This is a genomic window from Rhizobium changzhiense, assembly GCF_013087625.1.
Classification (GTDB): domain Bacteria; phylum Pseudomonadota; class Alphaproteobacteria; order Rhizobiales; family Rhizobiaceae; genus Rhizobium; species Rhizobium sophorae.
Window position 1 is genome coordinate 462,803 of the sequence record NZ_JABFCQ010000001.1, and the last position, 14,549, is coordinate 477,351.

Here is a 14,549-nt window from a genome sequence, read left to right on the forward strand (position 1 = left end):
ACCGTCAGTCCACGTCGATACATCGGCATGATGCCATTGCTGCACGCGGCACGACCGTGGATCAATCAGCGCTCATGTCACGGCGCGGCATTCCACCCTGCCAGAATCAGTGGTAACCCTTTCATCCGATATGGTTTCCAAGGTCATGACGTGTTTCGATTCCCCCTTTTTATCGCGATCACGCTGATCGTCGCCTTTGGCGGCGGGATCATGATTTCGCTTTATGCGCTGGACGCGACACAGGGTTTTGGAGCGATCAAGCTCGGCGCCTGGGAGGCCTTTCCAGCGTTGCAGACGGTCGAGGCCGACCCTTATGCCAAGTCGCACCGGGCGCGCGCCGGCAAGCTGCTCTATGGCAGCGCCGAGGGCCTGACCTTCACGGCGAGCGTCGACGACGACGGCGCGCGGCTGAATGCCGGCTGCCGCTACCGCATCAGCGGGCAGACGCCGCCTGCCCGGCTGTGGACCCTTTTTACCGCCGACAATGGCGGCAATCCGGCAGCGGTGAAGACCGGACATCCCTCGGCGCTCAATTCCTGGACGGTTCTGCGCCAGCAAGACAGCAGTTTCTCGGTGGAGATCTCCGCCGTCGCACAACCGGGCAACTGGCTGGCCTTGCCGGAGGCTGGCACTTTTCGGCTGGTGCTGACGCTGTTCGACACACCGACCGCCGGCAGTTCCGGCGTGATCGATCTCGCCATGCCGAAGCTCACCAAGACCGGATGCGGCAATGCTTAGGATATTCTTCGCCGTTCTCACCGGGCTTTTCGGCGCAGCGCTGCTGCATCTCGTCATCATCCTGTCGCTGCCGCATTTCACCGGCAGGGATGCAGCGACCCGCGTGGAGGCGGAGGGCGACCTCAACAATTTCTACCTGCTCGGCGACCAGTATGACGAGGCTGGCCTTGCCAATGGCGACCCCTTCCTGCGCACCGCCGTCTGCTCCTTCGATGTCGAGGATGCGCCGGTGCATTTCACCGCCAAGGGCAATGTGCCCTTCTGGTCGATCGCGATCTACGACAGCGCCTCCAACGAGGTCTTCAGCATGAACGACAGGACATCGGTCGGTGGCGCGCTCGATGTGCTGGCCGGCAGTCCCATCCAGCTGACTGACCTGCGCAAGAACTTGCCGCAGGAGCTGGAGCAGGCGATCCTGGTGGAAATGGCACGGCCGGACGGCTATGCCGTGCTGCGGACGCTGGCGCCGCAGGCGAGCTTCGATGAGGCCGCGCGGAACTTCCTGACGGAAGCCGGCTGCGAGCAATTCGCCGCTCGCTGAGGTTGAGGAGCGGTTACTTCTTGTTGACGCGCGGCGCAGGCGCCGGACGATGTTTCGGGCTCTCGGTCAACCGCTCGTAGCGGACGCCGGTGAACCAAAGAATCTTGGCTTCGCGAGGCTCTTTGTCCGGGCGACGCGGCGCCCGCGGTCGCCGATCCGCCAATGCGACTACTATTGCCATTCTCGTCTCCATGCACTGCCCGAGACGGATGAAGTTGCAATGGATTTCACCCTGCCCGCCAATGTGCGGGCCGGCGCGTCCTGCAGTGCCGGGATGACCGGACCGAGGGCATTCGCGCCTTTCCCACGGCACCTGGTTGAAATACCGTGATGCGGAGTTTCAACGATCCAAATACTCAAATCGCGTCGTTCCTATCCGAATTGAGACAGATGACAGTTAACAGTTTACTAATGTTCGGGATATGCCAGACACAGTTCACCTTACCTCCCTTTAACGCTCGAAGAGTTGATTTGGTTTCACGCCGCCTGCGCAAATGGCCGGCTGGAGATCGAGAGATAAAATTAGAAACAATTCATATAGTTGGCATCGGCGCCGCAATCCGCCTTCCGGGAAAAAGGCGATGTTGCAAAAATACATCATGAAAATATTTAATTGCGAGGCGTTCAGATGCGCGTATGGTCTCTCACGTCGGTCACACGTTTCCGGGCTCCGATCGATCGGGGATTCCAGTCCTTGCCGGAATGCGGAGGTCAAGCGGTGTCTTTGCTGGTGAATTCATCTTTCTCGCCTGAAGATCTCGACGTGCTGCGCAGTGCGCTAGATGCCTGGTGCTCGGAACGGCGTATCGACATCAAAAGCGTCGACGCGCAGTTCGCGGCATCCGCAGCGCTCGACCTTTATCAGGCCGGTTACGACAGCCGCGAAAAGCTGCTGCACGCGCTGCGCGATCACAGGATCGCCTGAGTTTTTCCACGATCCCCGCGGCGATGGTAAATTTCGCGGCACGCCTTCCAAACCACGCATTTTTATATTGCCGGCTAACCATACCGCGACACGCTCAGCGTGTATATTTCTGTTGCATTTTAATAAAATCTTCAGCATGCATTAACCGTACCGGTGTAGGATTTGTTCATAACCGTATGGCCTGACATGCGTTCCGCCAGCGCATATCGGCCTTGGTCCCCTTGTTCTGCGTTTTCGGGGTGTTTTTGTGCGTGACCGGTTTCGAGACCTAGAAGGCCCCTTGGCCGTCAGGAAAAAGGACGTGGTATTAATGGCGACTGTCAGCAGTTTCGAGAACCTGTCTCATCCGACACGGTCCGAACTGCGCCAATTCGCCGAACTTTTCATGCCGCTGTTCCAAGCCTCCTCCGACGAGGCCAAACGCCAGGCGGTCGCAGCGCTATCCCAATGCGAGAACATGCCGGCCGCCGTGGCACTGTTCATCGGCAACCAGCCGATCGAGATCGCAGCTCCTTTTCTTGCCGCATCAAAGGCAATCGCCGACGATACGCTGATCACCATCGCGCGGATGCAGGGTGCGGCGCATGTCAAGGCGATCGTCAGCCGCGATTCACTCTCGCCGAAGGTCATCGATGCTTTGGTGGCGCTGCGCCAAAGCCAGCCGCGGTCGGCGGCCGCATCGGCGCCGGTCATGGAATCGCCGGCGGTGCCGCTTTCGCCGGCGCCGGCCGAGACCAACGAGGCGGATGCGTTGGAGGAACAGCGGGTTGCCAATGAAGAGGCGTTGCGCGAGCGCATCCTCGGGCTTGCCGGCCATCTCGGCCGTGCCGACGAGGACAGGCTCGGACTGCGCACGCTCACCGACATTCAGGAGGCACTGCTGGTGCGCTTCGCCCGCTCGCGCGAGGCGACGCATTTCGCAACCGCACTTGCCGATGCGCTTTCCGCCAGCCGCTGGCTTGCCGAGCGCATCATGCTCGATCTTTCCGGCCAGCAACTCGCCACCACGCTGACCAGCCTCGGCATGGGCTTTCTCGATGCCGTCTTCGTGCTCGAAAGGCTCTATCCGCACCTTGCCGAACAGCAGCACAACGTCACCCGCGGCTGGATGGCGCTCGATGCGCTCGACCCGGAAGAATGCCACGAACGCGTCGAAGCCTGGCGGCGTGCCGATCGCTACACCTATAAGCCGGAAGCGACCGATACGCCCGCACCGGCTGCAACGCCCGACTATCGCTTCATCCGCCAGGCGGCGCCGCAGCGCGACATGCGTGTCATGGGGCGGCGTTCTCGCTGAGCTGGAACGACTAACCTCACCGCATGGTGAGCTGTTCGAAATGGTGAGGAGCTGACGCGCCCCGGCTGTCAGCCGTCCCTGGCAAGCGGGATCATATCCCCCAGCTCCTCCGCCTCCAGCTCGACGATCCAGAGATCGGGGTCGAATTTGCGTTCGCGCTCCAGCATCGCCCGCACCGCTTCCGGATCGCTGCGCGACAGGCGGATCTCGAATAGGCGGTCGCCGGCCTGGCCCTCGTCGAATGCGGACTGCGGCGCCGGCGCGTAAAGCGTTTCCAGGCCGTTGCGGAAATGCTGGCGGATGAAGACCGCACCTGCTTCCTCCGCACCCTTCTTCTCGACGGCGGCGAAATCGCCGCTGGCAAAGACGCGGCGCAGGAGGGCGGAAACGAAGATGTCGGCGCGTAATCTCATTGGGGCGGTATAAAGCATGTCGCGCGATAACGACATGCGGAAAAATAAAGACTTAAGCGCGAGACGAGATTGCGACATGCTTTAGACCGGCGCGGGCGGCGGCAATCCGCGGTCAAATCTTGACCGCCGAGTCAGACCTTGACTGCCAGCCGCAATCCGCCCCAATGCCGTCCGCGGACGGTGATCGGAGCGGAGATATCCTTCATCATCACGAAGTTGCCGCCGCCCATGTCGCGCCGATAGGTCTGGACGAGGAAAGGCGCGGTGCTGCGGCCGGCGGCAAGGCCGACGCGATCGGCGAAGATGCGGCGATTGCGGCAATTGGCGGTGTTCCAGACGGTGTCGCCAGGCCGCTGGGCCTGCGAGAATTTCCGGTTGTGGGTCGGCAGATAGCCGTTCTCGTCGATCGCCGCGCAGAAGGCGATGCGCTCGTCCAAGGTTGTGACGGGTTCCTGGATCGGCGGCAACAGGCGGTCGGTGAGTTCGGTGAAGGCTGCCATCATCTGTGCCGGATCGGAGCCTGGTATCGGCCGATACCGGCGGTCGAACAGAGCATCGAGCCCGATTTGGCCTTCCGCGACGGCGCGTTCGAAGGCGCCGGAAATCTGTCTTGCCACCGACTGCGCCTCCTCGATCCAACGGCTGTCGGCGGTCTTGACGCCGGCGCTCGCCGTCAGCTGGATCAGGGTTTCCGAGAGGCCGACGACGCTGTCGACGCGTTTTGCCGCCTGCTGCAGCCTGACATTCGAGCCGGCGACTTCGGCCGACATCTCGCCGAGTTTCTCGACGAAGCCGGCGCATTGCTGGTCGACCGCCTCGGTGGTGTTGGCCATGACAGTCGAACTGTCGAGGATGCGGGTGATGACATGTTCCATGCTTTCGAAGGCCCCGCGCATCGCCTCCGACTTGTCACGCACGCCGGCGGCACTGTCGCGCGCAACGCTGCCGACGGCCGACAGCCGGTCGATCTTCACACGCAGTTCGTCCAGCGTTTGCTGGATGGAGCCGGTCGCCTTCGAGGTCTGCAACGAAAGCGCCCGGACCTCGGCGGCGACGACCGCAAAACCCTTGCCCGCATCGCCGGCGCGCGCCGCCTCGATCGCGGCGTTCAGCGCCAGCAGGTTGGTCTGGCGGGCGATGGTGCTGATCTCCTCGGCGATATTGTCGACATCGGCAAGCGACTTGGAGAAGCCGGCTATCTCCGCGCTGATCTCGTTGGAGGACTGGACCATGTGACCGATCTCGGCGACGGAGCCCGTCAGGCGGTCAGCTGATTCTTTCAGCATGTGACGGGCTTCGGCCGCCGTGCGGTCGGTCTCGCGCAGCGACACGGCGACCGAGCGGTTGGTCTCGGCAATCGAAAGCGCGGTGCGGGTGACATGATCGAAGGCGGAGGCATGCCGGGCCGACATTCCCGCCATGTCCTGGATGGCGCCGGCGATATCGACGAGATCAATGCCAAGGGTGGAGGCTTCTTCGGCAAGGCGCAACAGGATGTGGCGCAGCGCCTCGCGATCCGGCCCTCCCGCTTCGACCGCCGGTTCTCCAGCCAAATCGTCTATCGCCTTCAGCGCATGCATGACCGACGCTCTCCCGCCCCAATCAGAAAAGCTTCAGGCAACATGGTTAATAAGTTGCAAACGGCAGCCGCGCCTTAGACTTAGGTTGTAGGTCACAGCCGGTTCTACGGCAACATATCCGGCTAGATCGCGCCGATTTCCTTGAGTTTCTTCAGCACCGCCTGGTTCGGCTCGCCGTCTTCGGGCAGGTTGTAGTGCTTCTGAAAATGGCGGATAGCCGCGCGGGTCTGCTCGCCGGCGACGCCGTCGACTCCGACATTGGCATAGGCCATATTGGAAAGACCCTTCTGGATCTTCAGCACCAGATCGACATTGGTGATTTGGCTTGATGGAACCTGCTTTGGCGCCGATGGAGCCGTTTTGACGGTCTTTTCGGCGCTGCGGATCGCTGCTGCCACCGGATCTTCCGCCGCCGCCTTCGAGCTGACATCCTCGGGCGGCTTTTCGGCGGGCACGGCCGAGGGGCCGGCGGCATCGGTCTTCAGCGCCACTAGGACCTCCGGCGTCGGATCGCCGGTCTGGGTCATGCCGACGGTCTCCTCGAAGAAGAGAATGGCCGCACTGGTGCGAGGGCCGATGATGCCGTCGGGTATGCCGTTATAGAGGCCGCGGCGCACCAGCTGCTGCTGGATGTCCATGACGAGCTGGCTCGGCTGCTGGCCGGGTGCGGCAGGCGCCGGTGTCGCGTTGGTGGTGGCGGTATCCTGCGGCCGCTCGATGCGGAAGGTGGTAACGTCGCCCTGTTGCTCCTCGGCCGGGCGGCGGGCGCCGAGCACGGTTGGAGACTGCGGATCGCGGGTGCGGAAGATCGGATGCGGATGCAGGCCCGGCTGATACCAGAGCGCATTGGCGGCGACGAAGGAGAAGATGACGGCGAAGGTGATCGTGCCGCCGGCGACCGACGGATTGCGGCCGATGACGCCGCCGAGCACGGAGGCACCCTGCAGGCCGAGCCCGCCGAGGGCGGCAGCGCCTGACATCAGAAGGCCCGGCTGCTGCCGTCCCCTTTTTCCCTTAGGCGATTTTCGCTTGCGCGCGGCCATCGAAACGCCCCTCTTCCAATTCTGCGCCTGTGTTGACCGCGCCCTTCAGCCGCGGCGGAAACTCGACAGTCGCGCCATGACCGGCGTCTGCGGCGTGCTGAGCACCCGAGCCGTCCACCGCGATCTCGATGGTGATGATCGTGCCTTCGCCCGGCTGGCTGGCGATGGCGAAATAGCCGCCATGCAGCGCCACCAGCCCTTTGACCAGGGAGAGACCGAGGCCGGAGCCTTCGAAGCGGCGGGTATAGTCGTTCTGGATCTGGACGAAGGGCTGGCCGAGCAATGCCAGCTTGTCGGCCGGAATGCCGATGCCGGTGTCGCTGACCGTCAGCTTGAGGATGCCGTCGCGCGCTGCCGCATCGACCGAGACGACGCCGCCGGCCTCGGTGAACTTTATGGCATTGCCGACGAGGTTGATGAGGATCTGCTGGATGGCGCGCTGATCGGCGACGATCTCGCCGAGACCGCGCTGGATACGGCTCGTCAGGGTAAGGCCCTTGGTCTTGGCCTGCAACGCCAGCATCGATTCGCAGGATTTGACGGAGCTTGATATGTCGAAGGCTTCGAGGATCAGCTCGTAGCGGCCGGCTTCGATCTTGCTCATGTCGAGCATGGTGTTGACGACGGATAGCAGATGCGCCCCGGATTCGCGGACCAAGCCGACATATTCGCGCTGGCGGTCATTTTCGAACTTGCCGAAATATTCGCCGATCAGGATATCGGAAAAACCGAGAATGGCGTTCAGCGGCGTGCGCAGTTCATGGCTGACGGCGGCGAGGAAGCGCGATTTGGCGTCATTTGCGGATTCGGCATCGGCCGCGCGGTTCTGGGCTTCGTCACGCAGCTGCTGCTCGACGGAGACATCGCGCAGCTGGGCAATGATGGCGGCAAGTTCGCCGTCGGCATCGCGCCGGGCCGTCATGTCCATTCTCAGATAGGCGAACTGGCGTTGATCACGCGAGACCGAGGGCCGGTCGAGGCGCAGATCGACGCTCTGAGCATCCTCGCCCCGGCGCAGGCCATCGAGCGCCTGCAGGAAAAGGATGCGGTCGGAGACATGCACCTGCTCCAGGAAGCCCCTGCCCTTGGGATCGCGCATCCAGGCGAGGAAATCGCGCCGGTCGCGACCGCCGACGGTCGCCACACTGCCGTGCGGGTCGAGGAAGAAGACGAGGCCCGGGGTGGCGGCAAGGAAGAAATCCTCGGCCGACTGCGTGGCGATACCGGCGGACGAACCTTGACGAGCGAGCGCGATGCTGCCGACGGCGGAAAAGAGAAAGGCGGCGCAGACCATGGCGACACCCGCCGGCAGCGCCACGGCAGGACTGGTGACCGCCGAAAGGCCAATCGGAGCGGCAACGAGAGCGGCCGACGAGAGCAGCACGAGGCGGCGCAGGATTGCGAGCTCGCGTTGGCGCACGGCTTCACCGCCGCCCGTCCGGGAGAGCCAGCTTGTCGCTGCCCGGTCTACGAGGGCCGTCATCCAGCCGCCAATGTTACTCAATACACGCACGCAATACCCGCCCGAAAGGCTGTCTATCGATCCGGACAATAGGCCTTGGCGACTTAAAGAAAGGATAAGGCAAAAGCGCTGTTCACAGCCTGAAACGGCCGAAATTCTCGTTTTGAAGCATCTGGAAGGCTCTTTGCCTTTTGTGGTTAATAGGGGGTAAGCGACGGATTTTCCTCATATTTCAGCATTGCGTTAACTCCTGTGGCAAGGCGAGCCGGCAAAAGTCCTGCAATTGCAAGCAGGTGCTGCCCTGATGCTTAACGGCGATTGCTCGCATTCGACTAAAATGCGGTTCAAATGCCGTTCGCTAAAATTTGAACTAAATTTGCCGCAAATGCGCGTGAGTTTCGAAAAGCGGCATTCGCAACTTGGCGGTAGGGTGAGAACACACCGGACAACCGGCCTGATTCGGCAACAAGAACCGGACGGGGAAAACAGGATGGGCGACGACAATGTGGTTTCTGATCAAAGGATCCTTCTGGTTTGGCCTCGTGCTCGTGCTTCTTTCCGTCTTCAGCACGGAGAGTTCCGACAAGCTCGCCAACGGCCCGCAATTGCAGCTGTCCGACGCGTTCACGGCGGCAAGCGGCGCCTATGACTATTTGACCGGCATGTGCTCGGAGAAGCCCGAGGTTTGCGTCAAGGGCACGGAGACCCTGACCGCACTCGGCTACCGGGCGCGTGAAGGCGCCCGCGTTGCCTACGAACTTCTCGACAGCCAGTTCAAGGATGAGGCGCCGGCGACCGCAAAGCTTGCCGAACCGCAGATGCCGGTGGCGCTCAACATGCCTTCCCTCACCACGCCTGCCATCCAGGAAAAGGTGCGCGAGGCCAAGGCAGCACTCAACCAGCCGATGCCTTACCGTCCGCCGGTCGAAGACGATGCCTCCCCTGAGACGGTGGTGACCGGCGCTATTCCGCTGCCGACACCGAAGCCGGCGACCTGACGAAATTCCTGCGGGTGCTCGCTCGCACCGCATTTGTTCTTACGCAATTCCGGACGGAAAACCGCTTCGCACTTTTCCTGGAATTGCTTTGACCTTGCATCGGTGGTCCGCATGACGCGGAGATGCCCCATGCCTGACGTGCCTGCCCTGTTTAATTCAGCATGTTGCTGCGCCGTGAGGATGCCCACCCCTCACGGCGTTTTTTCTATCTCAGTTTACGCAATTCCGGCAAAACCGCTTCGCGCGTTGCCTGGAAGTGCTTCGGTCTTTTGTTCCGGACGGAAAACCGCTTCACACTTTTCCTGGAATTGCTTTAGCGGTTCAAATCTGCCGGTCTTTCACCTATATGCAGTCTTAGAGCATTTCCTGACGCATTCCGGACGCAAAACCGCTGCGCACTTTTGCTGGAACTGCTTCAATAGTGAAAGGCTTACGCATGGCATCCCTCGACCAGATCATCGACGACTTCGCTTTCCTGGATGATTGGGAAGATCGCTACCGTTATGTCATCGAACTCGGCAAGGCGTTGCCGGACTTGGCCGAGGAGAAGCGCACCTCGGAGAATAAGGTGATGGGCTGCGCCAGCCAGGTGTGGCTGGTGACCCATACGGCAGGCGATCCCGACAATCCCGTCATGAGCTTCGAGGGTGATTCCGACGCCCATATCGTGCGCGGCCTCGTCGCCATCGTGCTTGCCACCTATTCCGGCAAGACCGCATCGGAGATCGCCGGGCTCGATGCCTTCGAGATATTTTCGAAGATCGGCCTGGTGGAGAACCTGTCATCGCAGCGTTCGAACGGATTGCGGTCGATGGTGAACAGGATCCGCGAAGAGGCAAGAGTCCGCGCTGCGGCTTGACCGTGCTCGTGCTGGCCGGCTTTGAGAGCCGCAATCCAGTATATTAACACTTACTCATAGTACAGGAATACATTCTAAGCCTGTCGGCAAAGCATAGGACGGGATGTCTTACGCTGCCGTGGCGTCCGGCCGAATCAGTTGCGACGCTCGAAATACCCGAAAGGTATTCTTCGTCTTGCGAAGGCACAAAAAAGCCGGGCACAAAACCCGGCTTTTGTCGTCGATGCTTTTGAAAAAGCTCAGCCGCGGCCGCGCTTGCGGCGCTGACCCAGGCCCATCTCCTTTGCCAGGCGCGAACGCGCTTCGGCATAAGCGGGCGCCACCATCGGGTAATCGGTCGGCAGGTCCCACTTCTCGCGGTATTCTTCAGGCGAGAGGCTGTGATGCGTCATCAGGTGACGCTTGAGGGACTTGAAGTTGCCGCCGCATTCCAAACACGTGATCTGCTCGTCCTGTACGGACTTGCGGACAGAAACTGCAGGCTTCTGCTTTTCGACGATCGCCGCAGCAGGCTGCGGTACGGACGTGTTGCTCAGTGCCGAATGCACGTCGGAAATCAGGTTGGCCAGGTCGCTGACCGGTACAACATGGTTGCTGACATAGGCCGCGACAATGTCGGCTGTCAGTTCCACAAGCAGCTCCGGCGCATTGCCGGTCGCTATATCCGTCATATTCTTTCTCCTGTTAGCATGCTCAACGGTCTTTGACTGACACGCCAAAGACCCGCCTCGTAGAAGCGAACAGCAAAAGCACAGGAAGCGACCTTCTGTTTCGAAAAACGCGAAATCCACCCCTAGATTCCGAAGAGCGTGACCTGTTCTTATACTGCCTGACTGGAAACCACTACGTCATGCCCCAGGCGATGGCCTCAGTTTAGACATTAAAAATCAAAACTGAGGGACCTGGAAGCAGTACGATTGCAATTCACAATCAGAACTCTACTTGCATTTTCAAATACCATCGTTTGGTCGAAAGGCCAATTATTATTTGTCGTTTTTCTTGAGAAAAAATGACAGATGAAGAATTGAGGGGCTTTCCGGCAAGCTTTACTCACAGCTTCCTGTGCATAAGTTTTGCATAAATCTGGTAAAGTCGCCGAACAGCATAGGCTCAACGATCCCTGATATCGTCACGGACCGAGAGTGCACCGAGATCATATCCCGAACGATGGGCAGCTCTGGCAAGCAGATGGGCAGACACCGGCGCCGTCAGCAGGAAGAAGACGAAACCAGCAATGGCGCGGGCGAGAATCGCCGGCTCCTCTGAATAGAGGCCGGCGGCAAGGAGCAACAGCCCGGAGCCGACAGTCCCCGCCTTCGAGGCGGAATGCATGCGCGTATAGAGATCAGGCAGCCGGACCAGGCCGATCGCCGCCGCAAGCGCAAAGAGCGCGCCGACGATCAAAAGCAGGGCGGTCATGGCAGCCATGATATAATCGATCATCGCTTCTTCCCCCCTGCCCGGCGCTTTTGCGTGTTGCCATTTGCCGCAGTGGCGGGCGGCTTCGATTTGATGTTGCCGCGTGACAGCACGAATCGGGCGAAGGCGACGGTCGCCAGGAAACCGACGAGGCCGAGCGAGATGGCGATATCGATATAGAGCGAAAAACCGGTCTTGACCGCGATGACGGCGATGAAGCCGATGGCGATGCCGGTCAGCATGTCGAGGGCAAGGATGCGGTCCGGCAATGTCGGGCCGGCAACGACGCGCCAGACGCTCAGAATCAACGCCAGGCCGAGGATGACGAGTGCCGTCGAGGATGCGACCGCGACGATGGCGGCAGGTGTGATCACCGGAAGGCCTCCATGATCTTGCGTTCGAAACCGTTGGCGATATCACGCTTGGTCGTCTCGGGATCGGAACAATCGAGCGCATGCACATAGAGCGTGCGACGATCGGGCGAGACGTCGACCGAAAGCGTACCGGGTGTCAGCGTGATGAGGTTTGCGAGCAAAGTGATCTCGAAATCGCTCGTCACCGTCAGCGGGAAGGCGAAGATGCCGGGCTTCAGCTTCATATCGAGAGAGAGGACGGTGACCGTGACCTTCCAGGCCGACAGCGACAATTCCTTGAGGAACAGAGCGGCGAGCGAGAGCACCGGGAGAACGCGAGGGATATGTGCCTTGCCGCCGAAGGATTCGCGGATGATGAGCAGCGCCAAGGCCCCGAGCAGCAAGCCGAGGACGAGATTGTGCAACGAGGCGCTGCCGGTCACAGTGACCCAGGCAATGGCAAGCAGCAGGTTGAAGAGAAAGAAGATCATGGCGCGCCTCCGTCCGGGAAGACCGAATGAAGATAGGCCTGGGGATCGGCAAGGCCGGCCGCGGCCGATTGCGACAGCGCCAGCAACTGTTCCGGCAGGATGCCAAAACCGACGACCAGCGCTGTCAGTGCCGCGAGTGGCAGGCCCGTGCGCCACCGGGCACCGGGCGGCCTCAGGGCTGTCGACGTCAGGGCCATCGGCGCCGGGCGCCAATAGGCGAGCAGGAAGAGACGGCCGAAGGCAATCGTCGTCAGAAAACCGCCGAGGAGGATCGAGGCCGCCAGCCACCAGGCGCCGAGATCGAGCGAGGCCTTGACGAGAATGACTTTCGGCCAGAAGCCGGAAAAGGGCGGCAGGCCGCAGGCGGCAAGGAAGAGCACGAGGGAGAGTGCGGTGAAGCCGCCGCTTTGCCTGTAGAGCCCGCCGAGGGCCGATAGCGAAAAGCCGCCGCCGCGCCGGGCGATCTCGCCGGCGGCAAGATAAAGCGCCGTCATCAGCACCATGGAATGGAGCGCATAGAAGACCGCGCCGCTGATGCCGCCAAGGCCGCCGAGGGCGACGCCGGCGAGCATGTTGCCGATGCCCGATATGACGACATAGCCGAACAGCCGGCGGATATCGTTTTCGGCAAGCGCGCCGAGAGCGCCGACGACAATCGTCGCGGCGGCGGCGAGCGCGATTACCAAGCTCAATTCCTGGCGTTCCACCGGCAGCAGCATGACCATCACCCGGATCAGCGCGTAGATGCCCACCTTGGTCAGCAGGCCGGCAAACAGCGCCGAGACCACGATGCGCGGCGTATGGTAAGCGGCGGGCAGCCAGAAATTGACCGGGAAGGCTGCCGCCTTCATGCCGAAGGCAAGCAGGAAGAGGCTTGCCAGCGTCATCAGCGGCGCCGTGCCGCGCAAATCCCCAGCTTTTGCAGCGATATCGGCCATATTGAGCGTGCCGAAGGCGGCATAGAGAATGCCGACGCCGACCAGGAACAGGGTCGTGGCGATCAGATTGAGCACCGCATATTTCAGCGCGCCGTCGATCTGCTCACGTTCGGAACCAAGGATGATCAGCCCGAAGGAGGAGATCAGCAGCACCTCGAACCAGACGTAGAGATTGAAGATATCGCCGGTCAGAAAGGCGCCGGTGACGCCGGCCATCAGCAGCATGAGCAGCGGGAAGAAGCCGTATCGCCGGCCGCTTTCGCCGATATCGGCCAGCGCATAGATGCCGCCGGCGAGCGCGGCAAGGGCTGCGGTGAAGGCCATCAGCGCACCGAAGAGATCGACGGTGAAGGCGATGCCGAAAGGCGGCAGCCAGCGACCCATGACCATGGTCAGCGGCCCGTCGGCCGCGACCTTGGCCAGCAACGCCGCATCGATCAGCGCCAAGGCCGCAAGGCCAGGGATGACAAGCCAGGCCTGCAGACTGGGATAGCCGCGCAGCATCAGCAGGACGGCACCCAGCGTAATGCAATGGGCGACCGGCAGGATGGCCAGCCAATGACCGATGGGCACCGGGGCGGTGATCAGGGCGGCGGAGAGATCGACGGTGGTGGGGGCGGCCATCAGGTGATGCCTCCGCTACCACGAGAGAGGGGTTGCCTTGGGGTGAGCATCCGCACAACCATCCGCCTCAATACCCCAATGGCGGCAGCGGCCGGTCGTCGGGCTCGGCGGCGCGCATGTCGCTGGTGTTGTCGGTGCCAAGGTCCTGATAGGCGCGGTAGGTCAGCACCAGCAGGAAGGCAAGGAAGGAGAAGGAGATGACGATCGCGGTCAGGATGAGCGCCTGCGGCAGCGGGTTGGCCGTGCCTGCGGGCAGGCTGTCGAGACCGGCCGGGATGATCGGCGGCACCTCGCGCGTCAGCCGGCCGCCGGTAAAGAGCAGGAGGTTGACGGCGTTGCCGAGGATGGCGATGCCGAGCATGATGCGGATCGAGAATTTCGACAGCATCAGGTAGATGGCGGCGGCGAAGAACAGGCCGACGAGGATCGCCAGAAGCGGCTCCATCATTCCACCTCCTTTTCTTCCAGCGCCAGAGCGATCGAGGTGATGGCACCGAGCACGACAAGATAGACGCCGACATCGAAGAGCATGACGCTGGACAGCGGCACCTCGGCGCCGAATAGCGTCGGATAGATCCAGAGGCCGGTCATGAAGGGAACGGCAAACAGGATGGAGAGAAGACCGGCCACCGTCGACAGAAGCAAGCCGAAGCCGGCAATCGACAGCGGATGGAAAAACAGCGCCCGGCGAACGGCGCCAACGCCGCGGGCAATGCCGTAAATCGCCAGCCCCGAGGCAGCGATCAACCCGCCGATGAAGCCGCCGCCCGGCTCGTTATGACCGCGCAGCAGCACGAAGACGGAAAAAAGCAGCATCAGCGCGGTGAGAAACGGGGCGGCGGTGCGGAAGATGAGGGTGTTCACGCGC

Annotated in this window: 18 protein-coding genes; 6 read left to right on the top strand and 12 right to left on the bottom strand. The window is 61.7% G+C overall.

Annotation, left to right across the window (positions count from 1 at the left end):
- The first annotated feature begins 150 nt into the window (after positions 1–150).
- Positions 151–738 carry a DUF1214 domain-containing protein gene (locus G9X68_RS02300; protein ID WP_171601115.1) on the top strand — a complete coding sequence of 196 codons (588 nt, stop codon included), beginning with the start codon at positions 151–153 and terminating at the stop codon, positions 736–738.
- Positions 731–1,279, top strand: a complete 549-nt coding sequence (locus G9X68_RS02305; RefSeq protein ID WP_171601116.1) for a DUF1254 domain-containing protein — start codon at positions 731–733, stop codon at positions 1,277–1,279. The genes G9X68_RS02300 and G9X68_RS02305 overlap by 8 nt, the downstream gene beginning before the upstream one ends.
- A 13-nt stretch (positions 1,280–1,292) precedes the next feature.
- Here the strand turns inward: G9X68_RS02305 and G9X68_RS02310 are convergent, their stop codons facing one another.
- On the bottom strand, positions 1,293–1,460 hold the full coding sequence (locus G9X68_RS02310; RefSeq protein WP_167334090.1) for a hypothetical protein: 168 nt from the start codon (positions 1,458–1,460) through the stop codon (positions 1,293–1,295).
- A 537-nt stretch (positions 1,461–1,997) separates the two neighbouring features.
- Between G9X68_RS02310 and G9X68_RS02315 the strand changes: the two genes are divergently transcribed.
- Both G9X68_RS02315 and G9X68_RS02320 read left to right on the top strand, forming a co-directional pair.
- Positions 1,998–2,204 (top strand): hypothetical protein, encoded by a 207-nt coding sequence (locus tag G9X68_RS02315; protein ID WP_020049194.1) that lies wholly within the window; start codon positions 1,998–2,000, stop codon positions 2,202–2,204.
- Positions 2,205–2,451: 247 nt separating this feature from the next.
- Positions 2,452–3,501: a DUF2336 domain-containing protein gene (locus tag G9X68_RS02320; protein WP_171601117.1), complete on the top strand. Its 1,050-nt coding sequence runs from the start codon at positions 2,452–2,454 to the stop codon at positions 3,499–3,501.
- A 68-nt stretch (positions 3,502–3,569) separates the two neighbouring features.
- Here the strand turns inward: G9X68_RS02320 and G9X68_RS02325 are convergent, their stop codons facing one another.
- The 4 genes from G9X68_RS02325 to G9X68_RS02340 all read right to left on the bottom strand — a co-directional run bounded on the left by G9X68_RS02325 (position 3,570) and on the right by G9X68_RS02340 (position 8,089).
- Positions 3,570–3,914, bottom strand: coding sequence for a DUF1491 family protein (locus G9X68_RS02325; RefSeq protein WP_171601118.1), 345 nt, complete (start codon positions 3,912–3,914; stop codon positions 3,570–3,572).
- Positions 3,915–4,045: 131 nt separating this feature from the next.
- The gene (locus tag G9X68_RS02330; protein WP_171601119.1) at positions 4,046–5,494 is read right to left on the bottom strand and encodes a methyl-accepting chemotaxis protein; all 1,449 of its coding nucleotides are present in this window, start codon (positions 5,492–5,494) and stop codon (positions 4,046–4,048) included.
- Between the two features lie 122 nt (positions 5,495–5,616).
- Entirely contained in the window at positions 5,617–6,537 is a 921-nt protein-coding gene (locus tag G9X68_RS02335; RefSeq protein ID WP_171601120.1) for a peptidoglycan-binding domain-containing protein, read from the bottom strand.
- The gene (locus G9X68_RS02340) at positions 6,509–8,089 is read right to left on the bottom strand and encodes a sensor histidine kinase (protein WP_206679615.1); all 1,581 of its coding nucleotides are present in this window, start codon (positions 8,087–8,089) and stop codon (positions 6,509–6,511) included. The genes G9X68_RS02335 and G9X68_RS02340 overlap by 29 nt, the downstream gene beginning before the upstream one ends.
- Positions 8,090–8,502: 413 nt before the next feature.
- Here G9X68_RS02340 and G9X68_RS02345 point away from each other — a divergent pair, with 413 nt between their 5' ends.
- On the top strand, positions 8,503–8,997 hold the full coding sequence (locus tag G9X68_RS02345; protein WP_171601122.1) for a DUF5330 domain-containing protein: 495 nt from the start codon (positions 8,503–8,505) through the stop codon (positions 8,995–8,997).
- 436 nt (positions 8,998–9,433) lie between these two features.
- Positions 9,434–9,856: a SufE family protein gene (locus G9X68_RS02350; RefSeq protein ID WP_003557812.1), complete on the top strand. Its 423-nt coding sequence runs from the start codon at positions 9,434–9,436 to the stop codon at positions 9,854–9,856.
- A gap of 239 nt (positions 9,857–10,095) precedes the next feature.
- On the opposite strand, the gene G9X68_RS02355 is transcribed toward G9X68_RS02350, so the two are convergent.
- From G9X68_RS02355 to G9X68_RS02385, 7 genes are all read right to left on the bottom strand, one after another.
- On the bottom strand, positions 10,096–10,527 hold the full coding sequence (locus tag G9X68_RS02355; protein WP_003557810.1) for a Ros/MucR family transcriptional regulator: 432 nt from the start codon (positions 10,525–10,527) through the stop codon (positions 10,096–10,098).
- Between the two features lie 439 nt (positions 10,528–10,966).
- A complete protein-coding gene (mnhG, locus tag G9X68_RS02360) occupies positions 10,967–11,299 on the bottom strand; it encodes a monovalent cation/H(+) antiporter subunit G (protein WP_171601123.1) in 333 nt (110 codons plus the stop codon).
- A complete protein-coding gene (locus G9X68_RS02365; protein ID WP_171601124.1) occupies positions 11,296–11,649 on the bottom strand; it encodes a cation:proton antiporter in 354 nt (117 codons plus the stop codon). Before G9X68_RS02365 ends, mnhG begins: the two co-directional genes overlap by 4 nt.
- Positions 11,646–12,119, bottom strand: a complete 474-nt coding sequence (locus tag G9X68_RS02370) for a Na+/H+ antiporter subunit E (protein ID WP_171601125.1) — start codon at positions 12,117–12,119, stop codon at positions 11,646–11,648. Before G9X68_RS02370 ends, G9X68_RS02365 begins: the two co-directional genes overlap by 4 nt.
- The gene (locus G9X68_RS02375; protein WP_171601126.1) at positions 12,116–13,681 is read right to left on the bottom strand and encodes a Na+/H+ antiporter subunit D; all 1,566 of its coding nucleotides are present in this window, start codon (positions 13,679–13,681) and stop codon (positions 12,116–12,118) included. The genes G9X68_RS02370 and G9X68_RS02375 overlap by 4 nt, the downstream gene beginning before the upstream one ends.
- Before the next feature lie 67 nt (positions 13,682–13,748).
- Positions 13,749–14,126, bottom strand: coding sequence for a Na+/H+ antiporter subunit C (locus G9X68_RS02380; RefSeq protein ID WP_032994420.1), 378 nt, complete (start codon positions 14,124–14,126; stop codon positions 13,749–13,751).
- Positions 14,126–14,545, bottom strand: coding sequence for a Na(+)/H(+) antiporter subunit B (locus G9X68_RS02385; protein ID WP_017959625.1), 420 nt, complete (start codon positions 14,543–14,545; stop codon positions 14,126–14,128). Before G9X68_RS02385 ends, G9X68_RS02380 begins: the two co-directional genes overlap by 1 nt.
- Positions 14,546–14,549 lie beyond the last annotated feature (4 nt).